This is a genomic window from Shewanella halifaxensis HAW-EB4, from assembly GCF_000019185.1.
In the GTDB taxonomy this organism is placed as follows: domain Bacteria; phylum Pseudomonadota; class Gammaproteobacteria; order Enterobacterales; family Shewanellaceae; genus Shewanella; species Shewanella halifaxensis.
In genome coordinates this window covers 638,688-660,036 of the sequence record NC_010334.1, presented here as the reverse complement: position 1 = coordinate 660,036, position 21,349 = coordinate 638,688, and the positions used below count along the sequence as shown (strand labels likewise).

Sequence of the window (21,349 nt, the reverse complement as noted above, 5' to 3'; positions counted from 1 at the left end):
TGCTTAAGCAACGGCCTCTTGTGCCTGTGGTACTTCAGCCTCTGGCAATCGCTCGATTTTAAAGTCGTATTTCGCATAGGCTGCGCTAATAAGTGGACACACTAAGTTAAAGAAGGCGTAAGGTAGATAAGCCACTGTCGCCACCCCTAAGGTGCTGGCCATATACGCGCCACAGGTGTTCCACGGAATAAGCGGGCTAGTAATCGTGGCCGAATCCTCTAACGCTCGGCTTAAGTTAACCGGTGCTAAGCCTCGTTTTGCGTATTCCACTTTAAGCATACGCCCCGGCAAAACGATTGCGATAAACTGATCGGCGGTGATCAAATTGGCGCCGATACCGCTCGCTAATGTCGTCAAAATCAAACTACCGCTGGACTTCACTAGACTCAGAATACTCTGCAAAATGCGCTTAAGCAGACCTGTAACCTCCATGATGCCACCGAAGGTCATGGCGCAAAGAATTAACCAAACCGTATTCATCATGGTGCTCATACCACCGCGACTGAGTAGATTGTCTAACACCTCATCCCCCGTACTGGCGGTGTAGCCATTAAACATCGCCACCCAGATCCCTTTAATCAATGCCACAACCGGCATCAAGGTTTCGTCATCTGCAAATTTGACCACATTATCAAATTGGAATAGCGCCGCGCAGACAGCACCGGCAATCGTGCCGATAATCACAGTCGGAAAGGCCGGGATTTTTTTCCAGGCCAAAATAAATACCACTAGCAAGGGTAAGAGTAGATGAACGCCAGGATTAAAATCGGCTTGAATGAGTGACAGAGTGGTTTCAAAATTATTGTTATCCATGCCTGATTGGGTGTTAAAGCCCAAGAATAAAAAACCTATCATGGCGATAATAATACTTGGTGCCGTAGTCCATAGCATGTGTCTAATATGACTGAAGATATCGGTTCCTGCGACCGCAGGCGCTAAGTTAGTGGTGTCTGACAATGGCGACATCTTATCGCCAAAATACGCACCGCTAATAATGGCTCCGGCGGTGATTTCCACATTAAGCCCCATAGCAGAAGCCACTCCGACCAAGGCAATGCCTAAGGTACCTGCAACCGTCCAAGAGCTACCGATACTGATAGCAACCACAGCACATAATAAGCAGCAGGCAACATAGAAATACTCGGGGTTGAGTACCAACATGCCGTAATAGATCATGGTCGGTACGGTGCCTGCAAGGATCCAGGTACCAATCAAGGACCCAACGGTAAATAAGATTAATATAGCACCAGTAGCCACACCGATACTGCGGACAATGCCTTGCTCCATTTCCGCCCAGCTATAGCCGTTCTTCCAACCAATTAATAGCCCTATACAGCCAGCCATAATCAAGGCTATCTGGTTTGCACCGTAAGAGCTGTCGGATGAAAACAGATACACTGCGGCGGTGAGCATCATCACCAAGGCAATTATCGGGATCAGGGCATCGAGTAATGTTGGAGCGGTATGTCGACTATCTTCTAAAGGGTCAATAGTCACAGACTCTGACTGTTGAAGATCATTATTTGAGCTCATGAAACATCCTTATTATTTTTATTATGTCCTTCAGCTCTATTCGCTTTAAAAACGAATTTAATTACGAACTGTTCACCATACCGCAATGGTTTAGCGTACCGAGAAGAATATCCTTACATAAAATTAACAACAACGTCTAGCATCGTCCCCCCAGCCTTATTACACAACAGTCCTTTTTATCTGACGCGCAAGCCTAGTTATTCACTAAAAACATCGAACACTGACTAACCACGCAGAAAAATAATATTTTTAAAACCTTGAAAGACTAATGATAAAAATTCACCACCCGTCTCACAACCAGCTAAAAATACAACAATTATGCAGAATCAATGAAAAGCGAATAGAGAACCACTCACTTTGAGAGCGGGATTTTGACAAACTGACCTTATTAAAGTCGGTTGCAAGGGAGTGATGGTCAGAATTTGATAGGCTGGTAGGTAGCAAGATTGCTACGCATCAAGCAGCGGTTGGCTTTCATTTATAGCTTCAGTTCTTTAGTATGGCGGCTCTTAACCCTATTTTGCAGCAAAGGCACAATTGAGATGAAATTATCCGCTTTGGATCAACCACTATACGATCACCTATATCGCGATATTCGAGAGTTTCGCTCAACTTTCGATCTACCGATTGAGGATAGCAATACACTGGATGATAAAGCCGATACACTGCACACATCCTTAGCTATCGAAGAACTTACTGAGCTTGCTGAAGCCGACAGCCGTGTAGAACAGGCCGATGCCATCGTCGACTCTGTCTATGTATTGATGGGCCGTCTAGTACATTTGGGCGCAACCCAAGTTAGCGATAGACTCGAGATCAGCTACGTCATCGACCTGCTGCTACACGTAGCTAAGAACCGTGAAATCGACTTTGTCACTTGCTGGGATGAAGTGCATTCTAGCAACATGAGCAAGGTATGCCGTAACGAGCAAGAGCTTGAAGAGACCATCGCTTTCTATGCCAAGCAAGGTGTTGAGATTGTTGGCAGCACCAAGGGCGACTTCATCATCGCCAAGTGCGCTAAAGACGTCGATATGGCGGGTAAAGTGGTTCGCCAAGGTAAAGTATTAAAATCCGTTTACTACCGCCCAGCGGATCTAGAAAAGCTAGTTAAAGCTTAAACTTTTATCTCCTGATCAAAAGTGTCCGCTTTTAAGCAAAAGTCAGCAGAGCCAAAGGCTCTGCTGACTTATAAGATACCTTCTAACTGGCTTCTCTTAGCCGTTTTATTTTATCGCCAGCGATAAACTCAGCCACCGATAATGATTATTTATCGTGCTAAATGTAAGAGATTTCCCCTAAAGAAAAGGTTAAGCTATTACCACAACTAATGGATAAGTAGAGCCGACAATGTCCTCCCGAAACTGCAATGCCCCATTACTTAGACTCATGCTTTGCAGCATACTGTTAGCAAGTTTTTTCCCTACTACGTGCATGGCGAATAAACCCGTTATTGAAGCCTCGGCACACTTAACCACCCCCTTTAGTATTCCCCGCAGCCATACGGTGCAAATTAACGATAAAGAGCGCAACTATAAGCTCTATATCAAGCTACCCAAGGGCTATAAATCCTCGGCAAATAGAGACAGGCAGTATCCGGTGATCTATCTCACCGATGCCATGTATACCTTTCAGATCATGTCTGGCGTGACCCGCTTTCCGATGAACTCAAAACAGATGCAACCGACGATTATCGTCGGGATCTCATGGGAGTTAGGTCTTAGAAGCGATCATAGCCGAGTAAGGGACTACACCCCTACCGTAGACACCAGCTGGAAAAAAGTCACCGGCGGGGCAGATAGACATTTGCACTTTCTAAAGAGCAAAATCATCCCCTATATGGAACAGAACTTTCGTACGGTTCCAGAACAACGCACTTATGTCGGTAACTCTTTAGGCGGACTATTTGGCGCCTATATTCTTTTAAAGCAGCCTGAACTTTTTAGCAATTACTTGTTAGGCAGCCCCTCTCTTTGGTGGCAAAAACGACAGTTCCTCACTCAGTTCGCAAAGAATATCGCTTCGCTCAGGGAGATAGATGCAAATGTCTTTATCGGTATCGGTGCCTTAGAACATAACGGTGAAGACGGGGATTCTCAGCACAATATGGTGGCCGATGCACAGCACTTTAAGGCGTTACTGAACAATCTTGAAGTGAACAACCCGGCTTTAAACAGCAAGCTATTGATTATCGATGAGGCTCACCACGCTATAGCCTTTGCGACTACGGCTGTTCATGGGATGGACTGGCTGTTTAACAGTAAACGAGGTAAAAGCATTGGAAACCAGACAGCCCTCACGCAAGAGCTTGCAACGACAAAAGAAGAAAGATTCTAAGTAAAGAGTGCTATCAACAGCAGTCTCGATTAGTACGAATTAAACTGCCCGCCGCTCAGTCTTTAAGATGCAGGCTGTTTTAGATAATAACTGAGTTAATCTAAAGTAAGACTATAAGATTAAATAATCTAAGGTCAGTGCAATATATAACACCATGCCTGCCCAATTATTATTGAGAAAAGCGGTAAAGCAGGGGCCGCGTTCACGTCCGTAAATCAACTTCTGTTGATACACAGCAAAGCCGATAAAGGCCAATATTCCTAGGCCATAAATTTCACCTCGCCCAGCCAACATGCCCGCAATAATAAAACAGCTTAATGCCGCAAGCTGAAAGGCAGCGATTATCTGTCTGTCATAGCGACCAAAAAGAATTGCCGTCGACTTGATGCCGACTTTTAGATCATCGTCACGATCCACCATGGCATACATGGTGTCGTAGGCTACAGTCCAACACCAGTTAGCCGCAAATAGCCACCAAGCCTCAATCGGCACTGTACCAGTTTGCGCCGCATAGGCCATGGGAATAGACCAGCTCCACACCGTGCCAAGAAACATCTGCGGCATATTGGTGTAGCGTTTGGTAAAGGGGTAAATAATGGTAAGAATAATACCGACGACGGAGAGCTGTACGACCAGAGGGTTGAGCATTAGCACTAAGCTAAAGGCAAATAGACCCATCACCCCAAACAGCAGTAGTGCTTCTTTACTGGAGATCTCGCCACTAGCAAGGGGTCTCGCTTTGGTGCGTTCAACATGGGAGTCGAGATCCCTATCGGCATAGTCGTTGATGATGCAGCCGCAAGCTCGCATCACCACCACACCAATAACAAAAATGATAAACACTTTGAGATCTGGCAGACCACCTGCGGCAAAAGTTAAGGCCATCAAACAGGGCCACAACAACAACAAGGTACCAATGGGACGGTCCATACGCGCGAGTCGCATATAAACGTCAAGTTTATCCCTAAAACTCATTTATTAGGCTCTCCTACAACGTCTTCGGCCTTTAATCTTCTACCCGCATTATGACTGAGCTGTAACAGTATTCAACCAGTATTGAGAATAATTTGTAGCGATAACTTTGCTTATAAGAGAGCCTGTTAATGAGCCGATTTGATTAAAGCGCCTCCAAGCGAGCGTAAGCGATTACTAACCACTTGCTGCCAACATCGAAAAAGTTAACCTGGATGCGCGCCTGAGCTCCACTTCCCTCATAATTTGTTACCGTGCCCTCACCGAATTTGGGGTGCATCACACGTTGGCCAATCTTAAAGCCGGAGTCATTAAAGCTATCATCTTGTTTACTAAAGCGACTGCTAACGGCCGGCGCTGAAACCTGAGTTCGCATACGGATCTCTTGCACATATTGCTCAGGGATCTCTTTAACGAAGCGCGAAGGTCTAGCAAAGCTCTCACGGCCATAGATACGTCTCGACTCGGCATAGGTGATATACAGCTTCTGCATGGCGCGGGTCATACCCACATAACAAAGACGACGCTCTTCATCGAGACGATCCCCTTCATCAATTGCCATCTGGCTCGGGAACAAACCTTCCTCCACACCAGCCATAAATACCATTGGGAACTCAAGACCTTTAGCCGAGTGCAATGTCATCAATTGTACGGCATCGGTAAACTCATCGGCCTGCCCTTCACCCGCCTCTAACGCGGCATGGGATAGGAAGGCGTTAAGCTCGCCCATATCTTCAATTTCTTCTGGCATCACAAAGCTACGGGCAGCAGTGACGAGTTCCTCTAAGTTTTCGACACGTGCACGCGCTTTCTCGCTCTTTTCTGCCTCATACATCGCCTTAAGACCCGATGTTTGAATAACATGGTCAGTCGTGCGCTGCAGCGATAGCTCATCGGAGTCCATTCTCATGGCGATAATCAAGTCCATAAAGCCACGAACCGCATTAGCGGCGCGACCATTGAGGACCTTCTCCTCGATTAAGCGAAGACTCGCTTCCCACAGCGTCATCTCTTGCTGACGCGCCGTGGTACGAATAATCTCTAAGGTGCGATCGCCAATACCACGGGTTGGGGTATTCACCACACGCTCAAAGGCGGCATCATCATTCTTGTTGTTGATTAGCCGCAGGTAGCCCATGGCATCTTTAATCTCTTGGCGTTCGAAGAAGCGTAGGCCACCATAGATACGATAGGCGATGCCCTTATGTAATAAGGCTTCTTCCAGCACTCGAGACTGAGCGTTAGAGCGATAAAGAATGGCGCAATCCTCTAACTTACCGCCTTCATCCTGCCAGTCAGTGATCCTACCCACGATAAAGCGCGCTTCATCCATCTCATTGAAGGCGCAATAAAGCCCAATCGGCTCACCGTCTTTATCATCGGTCCACAGCTTCTTGCCCATACGATCTGGATTATTGGCAATCAGCTGGTTCGATGCGTTAAGAATATTACCGCTCGAGCGATAGTTCTGCTCTAAACGAATGGTTTGCGCCGCAGGGAAGTCGGCTAAAAACTTATGCAGGTTCTCCACCTGAGCGCCACGCCAGCCGTAGATAGACTGATCGTCATCACCCACAATCATCACGTTAGCCGTTGACCCGGCAAGCACACGGATCCACGCATATTGGATGGCGTTAGTATCTTGAAACTCGTCGACTAATATATGCTTAAATCTATCTTGGTAGTGATCCAAAATATGTGGTTTGTTAAGCCATAGCTCATGGGCTCTGAGTAAGATCTCTGCAAAATCCACTAAGCCGGCACGATCGCAAGAGTCTTGATAGATCTGGTAGATCTTCAGTAAATTTTGCTCAATCGGGAAACCGCCCGCATCGATATGCGATGGGCGTAGACCTAAGTCTTTCTTGCCGTTGATATAGCCTTGCGCTTGTCTTGGCGGATACTGTTTCTCGTCCAAGTTAAGGCTTTTTAGAATTCGTTTGATCAGACGCAGTTGATCGTCTGAGTCTAAGATTTGAAAGCTCTCAGGCAGATTAGCATCTTTATAATGGGTGCGTAGTAAACGATGTGCTAAGCCGTGGAAGGTACCGATCCACATGCGGCTCATGTTGCCACCAGCGACCTTTTCAACACGCTCACGCATCTCTTTTGCCGCTTTATTGGTAAAGGTTACCGCTAAAATGGCATAAGGGCTTTGCTGTTCAACCTGCATCAACCAGGCAATTCTGTGGGTTAACACCCGCGTTTTGCCACTACCAGCTCCCGCCAAAACTAGCATGCTAGATTGCGGTGCACCAACAGCTTCACGCTGCTTGTCGTTTAGGCCGTCGAGTAAAGAAGATACGTCCATTATTGCCTCCAAAAAATCAAGCGGGCAGTATAACAGAACCTGAGAACTCGGGGATAGAATTCGCGCGAAGAGCAGGGGTTAAAAGCAGAAGAGAGAATTACCGAAGTGAGCTTTCACCTCGGTAATGAAGGCTGTCTATGATTAAGCTTTTTCGGCTGCAACGACAGAGATCTCAACCAATAGCGCATCGCGGGCCATCTTAGCTTCAACACAAGCGCGGGCGGGTGCGTGCCCTGCTGGTACCCATGCGTCCCAAACTTCATTCATCTCAGCAAAATACTGCATATCTTTAATGTAAATTGTTGCTGACAGAATATGCTCTCTGTCACTGCCTGCTTGCTCTAGTAGGCTATCAACCTTTTCCAACATGGTACGTGTCTGCTCGGCAATACCTTGCTCAGCATCCTTAGCCACCTGACCACATAGGTAGACGGTGCCATTGTGTTTAACAATACGGCTCATTCGGGCGGCGGTTTCAATTCTTTCTATCGTCATTTTTAACTCTGCTACTCAATTAATTGGATTGTTAGTGTCATTCTAAATAAGATTCTATTGATTAGCATCTGATTTATCGCTGAAAAATATTTAAGGGGTCATCTGACGTTTTGTTACATTTATGGCTATTTACCATTTGTAGATTTAAGTCCTATACTTAATGCGATAGATAATCAACGGATTTGATTTCTGAATTTTTAAGGGACTAAATATGGCTTATCCAGATACCAAGCTCAGCTTCTTATTTTACCAATTGCATTCAGCCTTCAACCCTACCCTTTTAGCTCATATCCGATCTGCGGCAGCCTTGTTAACGATTTCTGAGGCTCAATTATTCTCTCGTAGCAGCAGTGGTAGTTAATATATGAAAACAAATACAAATTTCCCGATCAACTCAGGTTATCTTTGCCTAACCATGGTCATTTTTAATGCCTGCATAGGCTTATTTTGTCTATTGGGTCTCCCAGCTCAGAGCTCTACACTACCACTTACGATACTGTTGCCATTAGCCAATATCATCGTATTTGGTGTCATTTTCAGCCGTTTTTATAATCAACACAAGCACGCCTGCACGCTAAGCGAAGCTCCATTAAATACCAATGAATTAAGCCTGAAAGTGGATCATAAAACCGCGCAGTTAAATCAACTGAGAAAAACAGAATTAAGCGCCAGAACGGTCAGTAAAAATGTCCAACTTGAAGTAGAAGTAGAACAAGCTCAAACCATAATGACATTAAAAGATGATTTACAACTTCTATCTGCCATCTTAGATTCCACTGCTGTCGCGATTTATGCCGTGGATAATAAAGGCCTGTGCATCTTTGCAAATCCTCAATGCGCTCTGTTACTCGGATATAGTCACCCTTCGCAATTACTTAAATCCAATATGCAGCAACTGGTTAACCAAAGAGCCGAGTCACCAAATACTGAGTCATCAATCCAAGATCTAGAAAATATTAAGGAAGACATTTTTTGGAAGGCTGATGGTAGCAGTTTTCCTGTCGAATATAATTCACAGCCTCTAACCTTAAATAGCCACGTCAATGGTGCAGTCATCTCTTTCTATGACAATAGTGAACGCCGAGAAGCAGAAGAACTGATCCGCCGCCAAGCCCATTATGATACGTTAACTGACCTGCCCAACCGTTTCTTGGCTTTGAAGCGTCTTGAGCAATTAGTTGAGTCCAGTGAAAGAAGCGGTAAAATGCTGGCGGTCATCTTTCTTGATTTAGATGACTTCAAAAAAATTAACGACTCTTTAGGCCACGAGGCTGGAGATCTACTGCTTATCACTGCATCGGAGCGGCTATTAAAAACGACTAGAGCAGAAGATACTGTAGGGCGTTTAGGTGGCGATGAATTTATCATTTTACTCGATGGCCTCTCGAGCGCTAATGATGCTCAGCCTATTGCTGAAAACCTAATCGGTGGCTTTAGGAAGCCATTCTATATCGACAACCGACAACTTATCCTCACCGCCAGCATCGGGATTGCTATCTACCCTAACGATGGTGAAACCCCTTCAGAATTATTACGAAATGCTGATTCCGCCATGTACCACACTAAGAGCATAGGCCGAAATACCTACTCATACTTCACCCACGCAATGAATAAAGAGGTTTCTCGTCGTCTTGCTATCGAAGAACAGATCCATGGTGCCTTAGAGCGCGGTGAGATCAGAGTACACTACCAGATCCAACTCGATATCAGGGATGGCAGTATAATGGGGGCCGAGGCGCTATTGCGTTGGAATAACCCAACTTTAGGCAGTGTCTCTCCGGCTGAGTTTATTCCAATTGCCGAACAAACCGGCATGATTGAACCTATGGGCGAGTTTGTTCTACAACAAGCATTAGAAACTGCACACATTTGGCAGAGAAAGTTTAACGACAAGTTTAGAGTGGCAATAAACTTATCACCTCGCCAATTTAGAAATCCCAAACTCGTACAAACGATCATTGATAAGGTTGAGAAGCTAGGTATGCATCCTAGTGATCTTGAGTTAGAGATCACAGAAGGAGTACTACTCAGTGGTCATGCTTATACACTCGGTGCACTCATGCAGTTAAGTGAAGCAGGCTTCTATATATCAATGGATGACTTTGGTACTGGGTATTCTTCTCTTAGCTATCTAAAAACTTACCCATTTACCATACTGAAAATCGATCGCAGCTTTATTCATGACATGAATAAAGACGATAAGAGTAACGATCTTATCATCGCCACAATCGAGATGGCTCACGCTTTAGGCATTAGAGTTATTGCAGAGGGAGTAGAGACCCAAGAACAACTCGATGAGTTAAGCTTTATGATGTGTGATTACGCTCAAGGCTTTTTGATCAGCAAGCCTGTGCCGCTAAAAGAGCTATTAAAAATTGGCTCTCGCTATAGAAAAATGCATGAACAGAACACATTTCAAGGAGAGTCTGAAGCCTTAAACATCGTCTAGCGATTAAAAATATACGGCTAATATGTCAGATCTAGTCTGGACTAATACTTACGGCTAATCACGGTACCGTTATAATAAAGGCAGTCTTCAACTCTTTGTTTTTGAACATCTGGTAGCGAAGAGATCGGAGCAAATCGATATTCGCTATGCTCATCACTCAAGCATATTTGGGCAGCTTGTGGCAGCTCACACAAGAAAATAAATACCCGTGAGTTGTAGGCTTTATGATAATAAACTCCTGTAAGGTAGTTAATCTGCACCAGTACTCCAAGCTCCTCTACACATTCCCTCAATAACGCCTCATGAATGGTTTCTTCTGGATCTAAAGCACCGCCGGGGACTCCCCACGCACCACTGCCATAATCAGCTTTGAGTAACAGCACACTCGGTTCAGGCAAATCCTTACTTATAATCACCGCGTGACTACTGATACCAATCAGTATAAAGATTTGGTCACTCAGCGAGAGTTTAGCGGCACTGAGACAAGGCAACGAGTGAAGAGCATAGTTGAACTAGGGCTTGTTCCTTAAGAGTCACAGTATCAGAGCCGCTAAAACTCGCCATTCTGGAGCGTTTTTGGCTGCCTACTTCTGCGTTGAACAACTTCACAAGGGAGCAACCATTTTTTCAGTTATTCGCCTTGAATTAGTTTGCCAAAAACGTTCTGAGTAGATCAACTTCTTATACTGATTGGTATGAGTCTAAACTTATCTTCAAACGCCATGGTGCCTTTCCTTATGAAACGACCGATTGGTACCTGTCACCCATAAAAAATGCTAACTCCCATTTTAGAAGCTAGCATGTTTAGCAATAGTTCAGACTGTTATTTAGGAGTCTCTTCTAGTCCGATACTATTCATCCAGTGGTCAAAGTCCATCATATTTCCGGGTAAAATAACCTTACTTTGGCCAGAGCTGACGCCATCGAGCTGTTTAAGGTATTGCGCACCTAACTGCATACGCACCACGTTTTTTCCGCCTGGCGCCGCAATAACGGTGGCCATACGCTCAATCGACTCTGCCGTGGCTCGTGCAATGGTTAAGATCTCCTCCCCCTTACCTTCAGCCTCGTTAATTCGGCGCTGCATCTCACCTTCTGAGTGGTTAATGGTTTCCGCTTTGATACCTTCAGAGCGATTAATCTTACTCTGCTTATCACCTTCACTCTTGGCCAGTAATGCACGCCGTTCTCGCTCGGCATTGACCTGCATCTCCATGGCATTTTTAACCGTTTCAGGCGGAGTAATATTTTTAATTTCATAACGGTGTACTCGAATACCCCACAGTGCACCCGCTTGATCCAGCACTTCAACCACTTTGGCGCTAATCACGTCACGCTCTTCAAAGGTACGGTCTAGATCTAGGGTACCAATCACGCTGCGCGTGGTGGTTTGCGCTAACTGAATCGCCGCATAACGGTAATCGGTAACGCCGTAACTGGCTTTTACTGGGTCAACCACTGAAATATAGATAACCCCATCAACTTCTACATTCACTTCATCACATGAGAAGCACTCCTGGGGTGGCACATCAATCGTCTCTTCTTTTAGATCGTGTATATAAGCCACTTTATCGACGAATGGCACTAAAGCGTGAAAGCCCGCATCCAAGGTTGAGTGATATTTACCTAAACGCTCCACGATATAGGCCGACTTTGTAGGCACTAAGCGAATCGATTGAAATAGCTTAACCACAAAGATGGCAAAGATAAGGCCCCAAATGCCCATTACAATTAGATCGGTATCAATTCCTGCAATCATCATTAGCGTGCTCCCTTAACTGAGTTGGCTGACACTGCGTTAGTGACCTGTTCCATGCCTTCGAAGAATCCCTCAATCTTGGCCAGTTCTGCTGGTACAACAGACACATCTGCCTCAGCCAAAATCTTACCTACTTGGGTGATGAACTGCTCTTTTAGCTGCATATTCATCGCTTCGTTACCGCCATCTTTAGCCAGCGCAGCAGACACTAACTCCATACCTTCAGCCTTCGCACGAGCAACAATTGCAATTTCTTGCGCGGTACCTTTGGCCTCATTGATGCGGCGTTGTTTTTCACCCTCAGACAAGTTAATCGCTTCTTGGCGCTCACCTTCAGATAGATTAATCATCGCGGCTTTTTCTGCATTTGCCAAGGTGATCTCGGCGCGCTTACTGCGCTCCGCTTCCATCTGCTTCTCTAGGGTGTGGATGACCTTACGCGATGGGGTGATATTTTTAATCTCATAGCGCAGTACCTTGATCCCCCAAGGATCCGATGCTTTATCGATTTCGCGCACAATCGACTCGTTGAGACTATCTCGCTCTGAGAATGTCTGGCTTAGGCTTAATTTACCTATCTCTGAGCGCATGGTGGTTTGTGCTAGGTTTACCGCCGCGCGGCGATAATCTTCAATACCATAGCTGGCAAGCTTGCCATCCATCACCTTCAGATAAACAAGACCATCGACCTCTAGCTGAGTATTGTCTTTTGAGATACAACTTTGTGGTGGTACATCGAGCACTTGTTCACGGATTTCATGCTTATAAGCCACGCGGTCAAAAAACGGGATTAAAAAATGAAATCCAGGTTGCAACACGGTACGAAACTTACCTAGGCGCTCAATCACGTTGACCTCACGCATAGGTACAATTAGCAGCAATTTATAGAGAATAAAAAAGACGAATAAAACAAAGAGTGTAAATGCAAACATAGAGAGATCCTTTCCTGACTAAAACCCATTACTTTTCTGCGCAGTGCTCATCTTCAGCCTTTATAGGCTCAACCACTAACGCAATATTATCTCTGCAGATAATCCGAACTACAGAGCCAGCAGCTATCTCGCTACCATCTCCCAGTGCAGACCATTCACAGCCCTGAAACTCGACTCGCCCCATCTGTTGTGCCGGGCCAATAGTTTGTTTGACAGTAGCGAGCTGATCGTAAATATCCAACTCTTCATCGGTATTGTCGATGTGGGCGTCTCCGCCAACCAACTTTTGTGTGATCTGGCGAAAAACCAGTAAAAGAACCATAGCGGCAATAAACCAAAGCGTTAAGCTTTGCACTATGCCTTCGACTAAACCTATAGCCAAGGCGCCTGCGACAACCAAGCAAGCCGCACCTATGAGGATCACTATACCACCCGGTAAAATGATCTCTGTCAGCATAAGAAAAATGCCGATACATACCCAGATTAGAATGGGATTTGAAAACTCCATATTTCCCCCAAAAAATGAAAGAGCCTAACAATGACTATATCAGCTGCACAAGTTTTGTGCGACATATTATGTCAACAAGCCTCTATCTAAGGACTGTAACACAGGTGGTTGAACTCCTCTAGGTCACTGGCTAACATGCCTTTGATTTGAGCTTATGACTCATACCACGAGTGTTCAAGTTCTCGTTAAAAGACAATGCCACATGGTCAAGACTATAAAAATAAGCAGGATTATCATGGTGTTATAGCGTCACCGTAATGTCATCACCAAAAAACCACAACAAATACTTTGAACATTGTTCACTTTGCGCCTATATTCCCCGCCAGCGACAGACATGCTTAGCTCTAGTGTTAAATCTAACGCACTGAGATCTCATAAAAATAAAAGGTTTTACGATGAATAACAAATTACTTTGTTTGGCTTTACTAGTGAGCCCAACAGCAATGGCAGACAATATGGTTAACTGGTGGGATGTAAGTGTCACTGCGCTATACGGTGAAAACTACGACCTAGCTCCATCAGAAAAACAGACCACCCTAACCTTTGAAACCGCTGGTGATTGGAAATATGGCGACTGGTTTGCCTTCCAAGACGTGACTTACTTTAACGGCTCAAATGTCAGCAAAGACAACACCACCTATGGAGAGATCTCGACTCGCTTTAGTGCTGGCAAAATTTTAGGTAAAACAGTGGGTTTTGGTCCAGTGACCGATCTATCGCTAGCACTCACACTGGAAGAGGGGGAAGGCCCTGTTAAAGCTTTCCTGTACGGCGTCGGTATGGATATTAAGATCCCATATTTTAGCTACTTCCAACTTAATACTTACCGTCGACATGCAATCAGTAGCGATAATATCAGTGATGGTTGGCAGTTAACGCCTGCTTTTAGAATGGATTTCCCTATTGGCAATTCAAATATTGTCTTCGACGGTTTCATTGATTGGGTATTCGTAGCTGACGAAGCTGTTTACGAAACTAACTTCCACTTCAATCCACAACTTAAGTATGACTTAGGTGCGGTCATGCTAGGCGAGCATCAAAAAAACAAGCTATTTGTCGGTATCGAGTACGATTACTGGAAGAACAAATATGGCGTCGATGGTATCGAGCAAAACACTTTTTCGGTGATTGCTAAGTATCACTTCTAATCTCAATTTTGAAAGCGAGTGTTATAGACCAACAAAAAAGGCGCATATAGCGCCTTTTTTACTGCATAAACATAAGCTTATGCGAGTAGCTTCTTAGCTGCCGCTACGACGATAGAAACGGCACTGACCTCAGTCTTCTTCATTGTCGCTTCATCTGGGATCTCTTGTTGAGTACGGTTAACAATCACACCCGCAACACATGCCGCGCGCCAACCTTGTGAAGAACACATGGTAAATAGCGTCGAAGATTCCATCTCGTAGTTCAAAACACCTAAGTCTTGCCACTCTTGCATAGACCCCTTGAATTGACGTGTTATGCGACCCGAAACAGTATCGTAACGCTCTTGGCCTGGATAGAAGGTATCTGATGATGCTGTAATACCAATATGTGGCTCAAGCCCTGCTTCGCGACTTGCGGCAACCATAGCGGTTGTACACTCAAAGTTTGCTACAGCTGGATACTCCATCGGCGCGAAGTGCAGGCTTGCACCATCTAAACGCACCGATGCTTGAGTCACAATCACATCGCCCACATTCACATGTGGCTGAATCGCACCAGTGGTACCGACACGTAGGAAAGTACGCACGCCAAGCTGCGCTAACTCCTCAACGGCGATCGATGTCGATGGGCCACCAATACCCGTTGAACACACAACCACAGGCTTACCGTCTATGTATGCCAAGTAACTGGTATATTCACGATGACTCGCTAAAAATGTCGCATTCTCCATCAACTCGGCGATACGCTTAACACGCTCTGGATCGCCTGGTACGATCGCTAAGCTAGCACCATCTAACATCTCTTTCGTTAAGCCTAAATGAAATACATCAGACATCGTGAAAACCCCTTTCATTTTTGAATTTATAAATCTAATTAATGCGACTTTAACCTAGTCTCGACGCTAAAAAGGTTAAACTGATCACACTTTACCCGCCAAGAGTAAATGATTTGTCGTAATCTAGTTACTAAATCAATTAAAACTCTGAGCTAGAATATAGCAGCTACTCAGCATACTGCCAGCGATGAAAAAGCGGTGACAGCTATAGATAAGACCAAAACCATAACCACTATCTTCAAATGAATAAAACAAACATTAGCAACTGTTTAGCTATATATTGCGACTCGCTCTAGACCTGAGCTCATAGGCTTTAAGATCTGCTTATTTGAGGGCTTTTTAGGGAAGAATAACAACATAAGAATCGCAACGTTCCAGCCTACAAGGTTAATCGTTCACAATTTGATCGATATCACGTTTGGCCATACTAAATCACGCTAGTTTAAAACTGTAGTAAATGACCTATCCGAAAAAACAGCTAAAAAGGACGCCTGCATGTTTCCAGAGTACAGAGAACTTATCAGCCAACTAAAGACATCTGATAGCCACTTTCAGAAGAAGTTTCACAAACATAACGAACTCGATGAGGAGATAAAAAATCTGGAAAAAAACATCGCTAGCGACTACAACTCAGAGGTGCATGAACTAAAAGTAAAGAAACTACATTTAAAAGAAGAGATCTACGATATTTTGAAGGGGCATTCGGCTTAACCGAATAAGAATATTAAAAAGGGCGCAAAGCGCCCTTTTTTGCATCAAGTTAGCGTCTTATTCTGAAGTGTGTTTACAGATTTAGAACGCGAGTGGTGCTATTTCAAGTCTGCTAACAGAGCATCGGCAGTCTCATAGAAAGCAATCTTAGTTATCTGGTTATTATTAAGCTCAACCAAGGTCGCTTGATCTTTTTGCGCAGGTAACGGCTTAGTCTGTTCACCTTCATTATCCAACGCAACTCTATAAGGGAACTTCTTAAACTGAGGCAGAGCAACAAAGCGTGCAATCAAAGATGGCATGCCACTGATATCAGCCACATAAACCAAGCTATTATCTTTCACCAACTCAGGCTCAGCCTCTAGCGCTTCTTGGATAACCGTGCCGCCATCCATACTACGACTAAATAAAACCCGAGTTGTGCTGCTATCTACTTGGTATTGCGCTTCATTCTGATCTTGCAGCTTGATATCAGTAATTTGATCACCAACCTGATACGTGTTTGCCCAAACAGACGTGGCCAATAGGCTAGATAAAACAAAAATAAGTGCTCTCATAATTAAACTCGGCAGATTAAAGTTAACGAGAAGAGTAACCTATTCTTTGGGGGCCAACAGTAAACTTAATGGCAAAGCATGATCCCCTTCACGCTAAGTGGCTTAGGAGAAAAATGTACTCATAACCACTCACATACACGCAAATACTGAGTTACAAAATTGTTTATTGTCAGTAAGCTAATTGATAAGCGTTTAATAGAGGATTGGATAAATGAATGATCAAGGGCTAGACCAAGAGATTGCACAACTGCAAAATGCTTATACTGCGATAACTGAGTTTCTGGTGCAATATAGCTTTAGTATTCTTGGTGCCGTCATCATCTTCTTAATTGGCCTGTGGATTGCGGCGAAAGCGGCTAACCTCGTCACGCGTATTTTTGAAAAGCACAAAATAGATATTACCCTCAGTAATTTTACCAGCAACTTCGTCCGCATCTTAGTTATCGTGATGGTGGGGGTGATAGCCTTAGGCAAGCTAGGTATTAGCGTCACTCCAATGGTGGCCGCTATTGGTGCAGCCTCTCTCGGTGCTGGTTTAGCACTGCAGGGAATGCTATCTAACTATGCTGCCGGAATTACAATTATTGTCACTCGACCCTTTATTGTTGGTAATACCATCGAGATAAAAGGGGTCGGCGGCTTAGTTAAAGATATTCACCTTGGTATGACAGTGCTAACCAACGAGGAAGGTGAAGAGATCAATATACCCAATAAACATATCGTCGGTGAGATCTTACATAACTCCTTCGCCAATAAGCTGGTCGAAACCAAATTTAATATCAGTTATCAGTCCGAGCCACAGCAGGTCATCGCCCTACTCACTAAAGTCTTGAGTGATAGCTCAAGAGTCTATCAAGGCACTAAAGCCCAAGTTGGCGTAAATGACTTTAACAGTATTGGGATTGAGATAGGGATTCGCTATTGGGTTGCGACCCAAAGTTATTACCAAGACAAATACCAAACCAATGCAGCACTATTTAAAGCACTAAAAGAGGCCGATATCGAGATCCCCTACCCCGTTCAGCAGATCCATATTCAGCAGTCTTAAGTTAATTACCCCCATAGCGGCGTAAGATTCGCCGCTATCTATTGCTATTTTTCATCATCCAATCTACTTATGGAAAAAGCCCACACACTCGCATTTTTGTGACTTTCGACGTTTTGCCACGACCTAATCATAAGTAAGGCAAATAATCATTATTGCATTTACTCTATCGCTCTAATTTAGCCGATCCCGCAAAATGCGCTCCATTGAAATGAGAGACGAATTAAAACTCACTGGAGATAACATGATGAACAAGACACTAATTGCACTAGCATTAATGGGTACATGCGGCTATGCCAATGCAGCCGATATCGATAACACTTGGTACATAGGTGCAGGCGCAGGTCAAAGCAACTATGAGTCAGTTGACGCCGCTAGCCACCTAGGTGACGACAGCGATTTAGCTTGGAACGCCCTAGTAGGTTATCAGCTAAACAAATACTTGGCCTTCGAAGCGGGTTGGCAAGATCTTGGCACTAACGATGACACTCACCTTTGGGGTGGTTTAGACGGCAGCCAAGAGATTGACGTTGACGGCTTTACTCTTGGCGTTGTGGGTACCTTACCACTGTCTGAAAAGTGGTTCTTAACTGGTGAAGCGGGTGCTTATCAATATCACTTAGCACACCAAATGAGTGCTAATAAATATGTGAGTGCTACCGATACCGCTCCTTACTTTGGTGCGGGTGTGGGTTACAACATCACCGATTCTTTAGCTATTTCAGCTAAGTACCGCCGCTTTGCCAATATCGATGAAACGGCATGGAACACGGCAAACATGGACGCACAGACAGTGGGTCTACAGCTAACTTACCGTTTTGGTGTTAAAGCTGCGACCACAACTGCAGTTGTACTACCGGCTGTGATTGAAAAGCAGACTAAGCCAATGCCTCGCCCAGAACCAAAGCCTGAGCCTAAGTATGAAATTCACACTGAAAAAAGCAGCGTAGCCGTACTATTTAGCTTCGACTCTTCAGAGCTAACTAGCGCAGCCAAGGCCAAGCTAGACCAGGTTATCCAGCTATCAAAGAGCAAAGATCAAGACGTTATCTTGCTTAATGGTCAATCTGATAACCAAGGTGATAGCCAATACAACCTTAAGCTATCTGAAAAGCGTGTGCAGCACGTAGAAGCCTACTTAGTTTCTCACGGCGTAGAGGTGAAAAAAATCGACACTCAAGCCGTTGGTGAGCAAGATGCCCACGCTAATTTACGTAAAGACCGCGCACTAGAGCGCCGCGTAATAGTGACACTAACAAGCCAAGAAAAAGTATTAGCTTCTTAAGCTGAACTTTACAAAATTAGTATCACCAATAGGGACCCGACGTCGCTAGGATGGCGAAACGATACACTAGGATCCCTTAAATCTTGTCATGCCCCTTGGCATAAGGTTTAAGGGTGTAGGGTTTACGTTAACTAGGACGGTTGACGTGAATACTTACCAAGGAAGTATGCAGGGACAAATTGCACTTAATCTAATACCAATCAGAATAAAGATTTGGTCGCTCAGCGAGAGTTTAGCGGTTATGAGGCAAGGCAACGAGTGAAGAGCATAGTTATTCTACGGTTAAGCTCGTTAACGCAGCATCAGAGCCACTAAAACTCGCCATTCTGGAGCGTTTTTGGCTGCCGACTTCTGCGTTGAAAAGCTTCACAAGGGAATAACCATTCTTTCAACTATTCGCCTTGAATTAGTTTGCCAAAAAGCGCTCTGAGTAGATCAACTTCTTATACTGATTGGTATAAGAGCAAAAACAGGGATAACCATAAGCCAGGGACGGCTTCATTCACTCCACATCAACTCACACCAACATGGCCTATTCAAGCTGAAATTTATCGTTTATAGTCAAGTTGATAATGGAAGATAGGTAACATAATGCTAACTCAGCTCAATCTTGAACGACTGAAAAATTGCGATTTAAACCTATTGCTGGCACTGGCCGTACTGCTCAACGAGGCCCATGTTTCCAATGCTGCTAAGCAACTGGGTCTGTCTCAATCGGCAATGAGTCAGATGCTAAAACGCTTACGCCTAATGTTTGCCGATCCCCTGCTGCTCAAGAGCAATAACGGCATGACCTTAACCAACAAGGCTCAAGCTATCGCATTAGAGTTAACTCCTCTTCTGGATAAAACCGCCCGCATCTTAGAAGCCGAACACTTCACCCCCAAAACGGCCCAGGGTAGAATACGCTTTATTATGAGTGATGTGACGGCCCAGCTAATTATCGCCCCATTAATCGAGCTGATGAGCGAAAAAGCCCCTGGAATTGAGCTGGAATATATCTCGCAAAACGCCAATGGCTTTCAGTTACTCAGACGAGGACAAGTTGATGCGGTCATCGGCTTCTACGACAATGTGCCAAGCCCGATTGTCAGTGAGCCCATAGGTCTCGCTCCATGGCAAATGGTCACCCATAAAGTGACCAACAAGCAAAATATCCATGCAGATAAAGATGCTATCAAACTCTTACGCTACCAATTTCAAGAGCATAACCAGCTGCATTCGATTGAAGCGCTAGAACACCTAGATGCACTCGATGCGGCATACGCTTTGACAACGAACTCTTTAAGCACGCTGCTTTATGCGTTGCAAACCAATAATACCGTCACCCTACTGCCTCATTTCGCCATGGGGATCCTAGCAGAAGATGAGACTAAAAATTTTGACTGGCTCGGCTCGCCAATCAATCTCGAGCTCAAAATTTGCTGGGATCGTCACCAAAGAGCGCCAGAGCTGCAGCAGTGGTTTAGACGTCAGTTGGTCACGCTTTTTCATAAACACTTTCCCTTAGAACAAGCCCTATGAATCCAACTGACTTAAAAATTATTCAACAGTGCGATCTCAACTTATTGCTAAGCCTAGCGATCCTGATTGAGGAGCAGAGTGTATCTAAGAGTGCAGACAGGCTAGACATCTCCCAGCCTGCCATGAGCCAAAACTTAAAGAAATTGCGCAATATGTTCGATGACCCCCTGTTTGTAAAACAGGGTCAAGGCATTCGTGCCACCAGCAAGGCTCTGAGACTATATGCCTCACTCACCGAATGGCTGCAGATGAGCGATCGACTGATCTCGCAGATCGCTTTCGATCCTATGGAAAGTCATGGGGTGATCCGCATCGCATTTATGGATGATCTCACCCAGACCATGATCCCCATGATGCTAGACAGGATCCTCGCTTTTGCGCCCAATGTTGAACTCGAGTTTGTGCACAAGCCTAGAGATGTATTTTCGCTGCTAGAATCTGGCGAGATAGACATCGCTGCAGCGGGTACAGATGCCCCTCCTGCGAATATTCATGGCCGCCATATCAGCACCGATAATTACTGCGCCGCCTACAGTCTAAAGCATCCCTTAGCCAAAATTGCACAACCGACACTGGCGCAGATTTTCTCCTATGATACGGCTGAATATTCAGCCTCTAACTTAGTCGAGATAGAGATCACTCAACTTGCATTACAACACCAACTACAGCGGAAAATCACCTTTGCGACGGGCTCGTTTCTAGTCTTATTACAGGGGCTACTCGCCGGAAAACATGTTGGCTTTCTGCCTCAGCGTGTTCTCCATTCTGCAAAATGGCGCTCACAATTAAAGGGAGTCGTGTTCACCGATCTACCTCAGCTAGACAGCACCCTCTACTGGCACGCAAGAGTACACAAAGACCCATTGATCCAATGGTTTAAAGACCAATGCCTAGATATTGTCAGCCAACTACAACTGCAAAGAGGTGGAGGTTAAATCAACAGGCTA

19 protein-coding genes are annotated in these 21,349 nt (G+C 44.9%); 9 read left to right on the top strand and 10 right to left on the bottom strand.

The features are described 5' to 3' along the window. Positions 1-3: 3 nt before the first annotated feature. Positions 4-1,533 (bottom strand): Na+/H+ antiporter NhaC, encoded by a 1,530-nt coding sequence (nhaC, locus tag SHAL_RS02780; RefSeq protein ID WP_012275676.1) that lies wholly within the window; start codon positions 1,531-1,533, stop codon positions 4-6. A gap of 542 nt (positions 1,534-2,075) precedes the next feature. Between nhaC and SHAL_RS02775 the strand changes: the two genes are divergently transcribed. Both SHAL_RS02775 and SHAL_RS02770 read left to right on the top strand, forming a co-directional pair. Continuing rightward, positions 2,076-2,654 carry a nucleoside triphosphate pyrophosphohydrolase family protein gene (locus SHAL_RS02775; protein WP_012275675.1) on the top strand — a complete coding sequence of 193 codons (579 nt, stop codon included), beginning with the start codon at positions 2,076-2,078 and terminating at the stop codon, positions 2,652-2,654. Between the two features lie 313 nt (positions 2,655-2,967). Continuing rightward, positions 2,968-3,870 (top strand): alpha/beta hydrolase, encoded by a 903-nt coding sequence (locus SHAL_RS02770; RefSeq protein WP_223296234.1) that lies wholly within the window; start codon positions 2,968-2,970, stop codon positions 3,868-3,870. 111 nt (positions 3,871-3,981) lie between these two features. Here SHAL_RS02770 and ubiA read toward each other — a convergent pair whose 3' ends face one another. The 3 genes from ubiA to SHAL_RS02755 all read right to left on the bottom strand — a co-directional run bounded on the left by ubiA (position 3,982) and on the right by SHAL_RS02755 (position 7,648). Then, a complete protein-coding gene (gene ubiA, locus SHAL_RS02765; protein WP_012275673.1) occupies positions 3,982-4,845 on the bottom strand; it encodes a 4-hydroxybenzoate octaprenyltransferase in 864 nt (287 codons plus the stop codon). A gap of 142 nt (positions 4,846-4,987) precedes the next feature. Beyond that, the gene (gene uvrD, locus SHAL_RS02760) at positions 4,988-7,153 is read right to left on the bottom strand and encodes a DNA helicase II (RefSeq protein WP_012275672.1); all 2,166 of its coding nucleotides are present in this window, start codon (positions 7,151-7,153) and stop codon (positions 4,988-4,990) included. A gap of 141 nt (positions 7,154-7,294) precedes the next feature. After that, positions 7,295-7,648, bottom strand: a complete 354-nt coding sequence (locus SHAL_RS02755) for a RidA family protein (protein ID WP_012275671.1) — start codon at positions 7,646-7,648, stop codon at positions 7,295-7,297. A 364-nt stretch (positions 7,649-8,012) separates the two neighbouring features. Here SHAL_RS02755 and SHAL_RS22355 point away from each other — a divergent pair, with 364 nt between their 5' ends. After that, entirely contained in the window at positions 8,013-10,097 is a 2,085-nt protein-coding gene (locus tag SHAL_RS22355; protein WP_012275670.1) for an EAL domain-containing protein, read from the top strand. A gap of 41 nt (positions 10,098-10,138) precedes the next feature. On the opposite strand, the gene SHAL_RS02745 is transcribed toward SHAL_RS22355, so the two are convergent. The 4 genes from SHAL_RS02745 to SHAL_RS02730 form a co-directional block, all read right to left on the bottom strand. Next, entirely contained in the window at positions 10,139-10,588 is a 450-nt protein-coding gene (locus SHAL_RS02745; RefSeq protein ID WP_012275669.1) for an NUDIX hydrolase, read from the bottom strand. Between the two features lie 332 nt (positions 10,589-10,920). Beyond that, positions 10,921-11,856 carry an SPFH domain-containing protein gene (locus tag SHAL_RS02740; RefSeq protein WP_041416225.1) on the bottom strand — a complete coding sequence of 312 codons (936 nt, stop codon included), beginning with the start codon at positions 11,854-11,856 and terminating at the stop codon, positions 10,921-10,923. Between the two features lie 2 nt (positions 11,857-11,858). Further along, a complete protein-coding gene (locus tag SHAL_RS02735; protein WP_012275667.1) occupies positions 11,859-12,788 on the bottom strand; it encodes an SPFH domain-containing protein in 930 nt (309 codons plus the stop codon). 28 nt (positions 12,789-12,816) lie between these two features. Further along, positions 12,817-13,296: an NfeD family protein gene (locus tag SHAL_RS02730; RefSeq protein WP_012275666.1), complete on the bottom strand. Its 480-nt coding sequence runs from the start codon at positions 13,294-13,296 to the stop codon at positions 12,817-12,819. 395 nt (positions 13,297-13,691) lie between these two features. On the opposite strand from SHAL_RS02730, the gene SHAL_RS02725 reads away from it, so the two are divergent. Next, positions 13,692-14,444, top strand: coding sequence for an outer membrane protein OmpK (locus SHAL_RS02725; protein ID WP_012275665.1), 753 nt, complete (start codon positions 13,692-13,694; stop codon positions 14,442-14,444). A gap of 77 nt (positions 14,445-14,521) precedes the next feature. Here SHAL_RS02725 and udp read toward each other — a convergent pair whose 3' ends face one another. Continuing rightward, positions 14,522-15,280: a uridine phosphorylase gene (gene udp, locus SHAL_RS02720; RefSeq protein ID WP_012275664.1), complete on the bottom strand. Its 759-nt coding sequence runs from the start codon at positions 15,278-15,280 to the stop codon at positions 14,522-14,524. Positions 15,281-15,775: 495 nt separating this feature from the next. Between udp and SHAL_RS02715 the strand changes: the two genes are divergently transcribed. Beyond that, on the top strand, positions 15,776-15,991 hold the full coding sequence (locus tag SHAL_RS02715) for an HP1242/YdcH family protein (RefSeq protein ID WP_012275663.1): 216 nt from the start codon (positions 15,776-15,778) through the stop codon (positions 15,989-15,991). Between the two features lie 98 nt (positions 15,992-16,089). Here SHAL_RS02715 and SHAL_RS02710 read toward each other — a convergent pair whose 3' ends face one another. Continuing rightward, positions 16,090-16,548 carry a hypothetical protein gene (locus SHAL_RS02710; protein WP_012275662.1) on the bottom strand — a complete coding sequence of 153 codons (459 nt, stop codon included), beginning with the start codon at positions 16,546-16,548 and terminating at the stop codon, positions 16,090-16,092. A gap of 211 nt (positions 16,549-16,759) precedes the next feature. Between SHAL_RS02710 and SHAL_RS02705 the strand changes: the two genes are divergently transcribed. From SHAL_RS02705 to SHAL_RS02690, 4 genes are all read left to right on the top strand, one after another. Further along, the gene (locus SHAL_RS02705; protein WP_012275661.1) at positions 16,760-17,596 is read left to right on the top strand and encodes a mechanosensitive ion channel family protein; all 837 of its coding nucleotides are present in this window, start codon (positions 16,760-16,762) and stop codon (positions 17,594-17,596) included. 241 nt (positions 17,597-17,837) lie between these two features. Further along, complete coding sequence (locus SHAL_RS02700) at positions 17,838-18,878, top strand: outer membrane beta-barrel protein (protein ID WP_012275660.1); 1,041 nt, start codon at positions 17,838-17,840, stop codon at positions 18,876-18,878. A gap of 591 nt (positions 18,879-19,469) precedes the next feature. Beyond that, positions 19,470-20,402 carry a LysR family transcriptional regulator gene (locus SHAL_RS02695; protein ID WP_012275659.1) on the top strand — a complete coding sequence of 311 codons (933 nt, stop codon included), beginning with the start codon at positions 19,470-19,472 and terminating at the stop codon, positions 20,400-20,402. Then, positions 20,399-21,337: a LysR family transcriptional regulator gene (locus SHAL_RS02690; RefSeq protein ID WP_012275658.1), complete on the top strand. Its 939-nt coding sequence runs from the start codon at positions 20,399-20,401 to the stop codon at positions 21,335-21,337. The genes SHAL_RS02695 and SHAL_RS02690 overlap by 4 nt, the downstream gene beginning before the upstream one ends. The last annotated feature ends 12 nt before the right edge of the window (positions 21,338-21,349 follow it).

Bases quoted from the DNA above. Each gene is read 5' to 3' on its own strand.
- nhaC (WP_012275676.1), bottom strand. From the start codon at position 1,533: ATGAGCTCAAATAATGATCTTCAACAGTCAGAGTCTGTGACTATTGAC.
- SHAL_RS02775 (WP_012275675.1), top strand. From the start codon at position 2,076: ATGAAATTATCCGCTTTGGATCAACCACTATACGATCACCTATATCGC.
- SHAL_RS02770 (WP_223296234.1), top strand. From the start codon at position 2,968: ATGGCGAATAAACCCGTTATTGAAGCCTCGGCACACTTAACCACCCCC.
- ubiA (WP_012275673.1), bottom strand. From the start codon at position 4,845: ATGAGTTTTAGGGATAAACTTGACGTTTATATGCGACTCGCGCGTATG.
- uvrD (WP_012275672.1), bottom strand. From the start codon at position 7,153: ATGGACGTATCTTCTTTACTCGACGGCCTAAACGACAAGCAGCGTGAA.
- SHAL_RS02755 (WP_012275671.1), bottom strand. From the start codon at position 7,648: ATGACGATAGAAAGAATTGAAACCGCCGCCCGAATGAGCCGTATTGTT.
- SHAL_RS22355 (WP_012275670.1), top strand. From the start codon at position 8,013: ATGAAAACAAATACAAATTTCCCGATCAACTCAGGTTATCTTTGCCTA.
- SHAL_RS02740 (WP_041416225.1), bottom strand. From the start codon at position 11,856: ATGATTGCAGGAATTGATACCGATCTAATTGTAATGGGCATTTGGGGC.
- SHAL_RS02735 (WP_012275667.1), bottom strand. From the start codon at position 12,788: ATGTTTGCATTTACACTCTTTGTTTTATTCGTCTTTTTTATTCTCTAT.
- SHAL_RS02730 (WP_012275666.1), bottom strand. From the start codon at position 13,296: ATGGAGTTTTCAAATCCCATTCTAATCTGGGTATGTATCGGCATTTTT.
- SHAL_RS02725 (WP_012275665.1), top strand. From the start codon at position 13,692: ATGAATAACAAATTACTTTGTTTGGCTTTACTAGTGAGCCCAACAGCA.
- udp (WP_012275664.1), bottom strand. From the start codon at position 15,280: ATGTCTGATGTATTTCATTTAGGCTTAACGAAAGAGATGTTAGATGGT.
- SHAL_RS02715 (WP_012275663.1), top strand. From the start codon at position 15,776: ATGTTTCCAGAGTACAGAGAACTTATCAGCCAACTAAAGACATCTGAT.
- SHAL_RS02710 (WP_012275662.1), bottom strand. From the start codon at position 16,548: ATGAGAGCACTTATTTTTGTTTTATCTAGCCTATTGGCCACGTCTGTT.
- SHAL_RS02705 (WP_012275661.1), top strand. From the start codon at position 16,760: ATGAATGATCAAGGGCTAGACCAAGAGATTGCACAACTGCAAAATGCT.
- SHAL_RS02700 (WP_012275660.1), top strand. From the start codon at position 17,838: ATGATGAACAAGACACTAATTGCACTAGCATTAATGGGTACATGCGGC.
- SHAL_RS02695 (WP_012275659.1), top strand. From the start codon at position 19,470: ATGCTAACTCAGCTCAATCTTGAACGACTGAAAAATTGCGATTTAAAC.
- SHAL_RS02690 (WP_012275658.1), top strand. From the start codon at position 20,399: ATGAATCCAACTGACTTAAAAATTATTCAACAGTGCGATCTCAACTTA.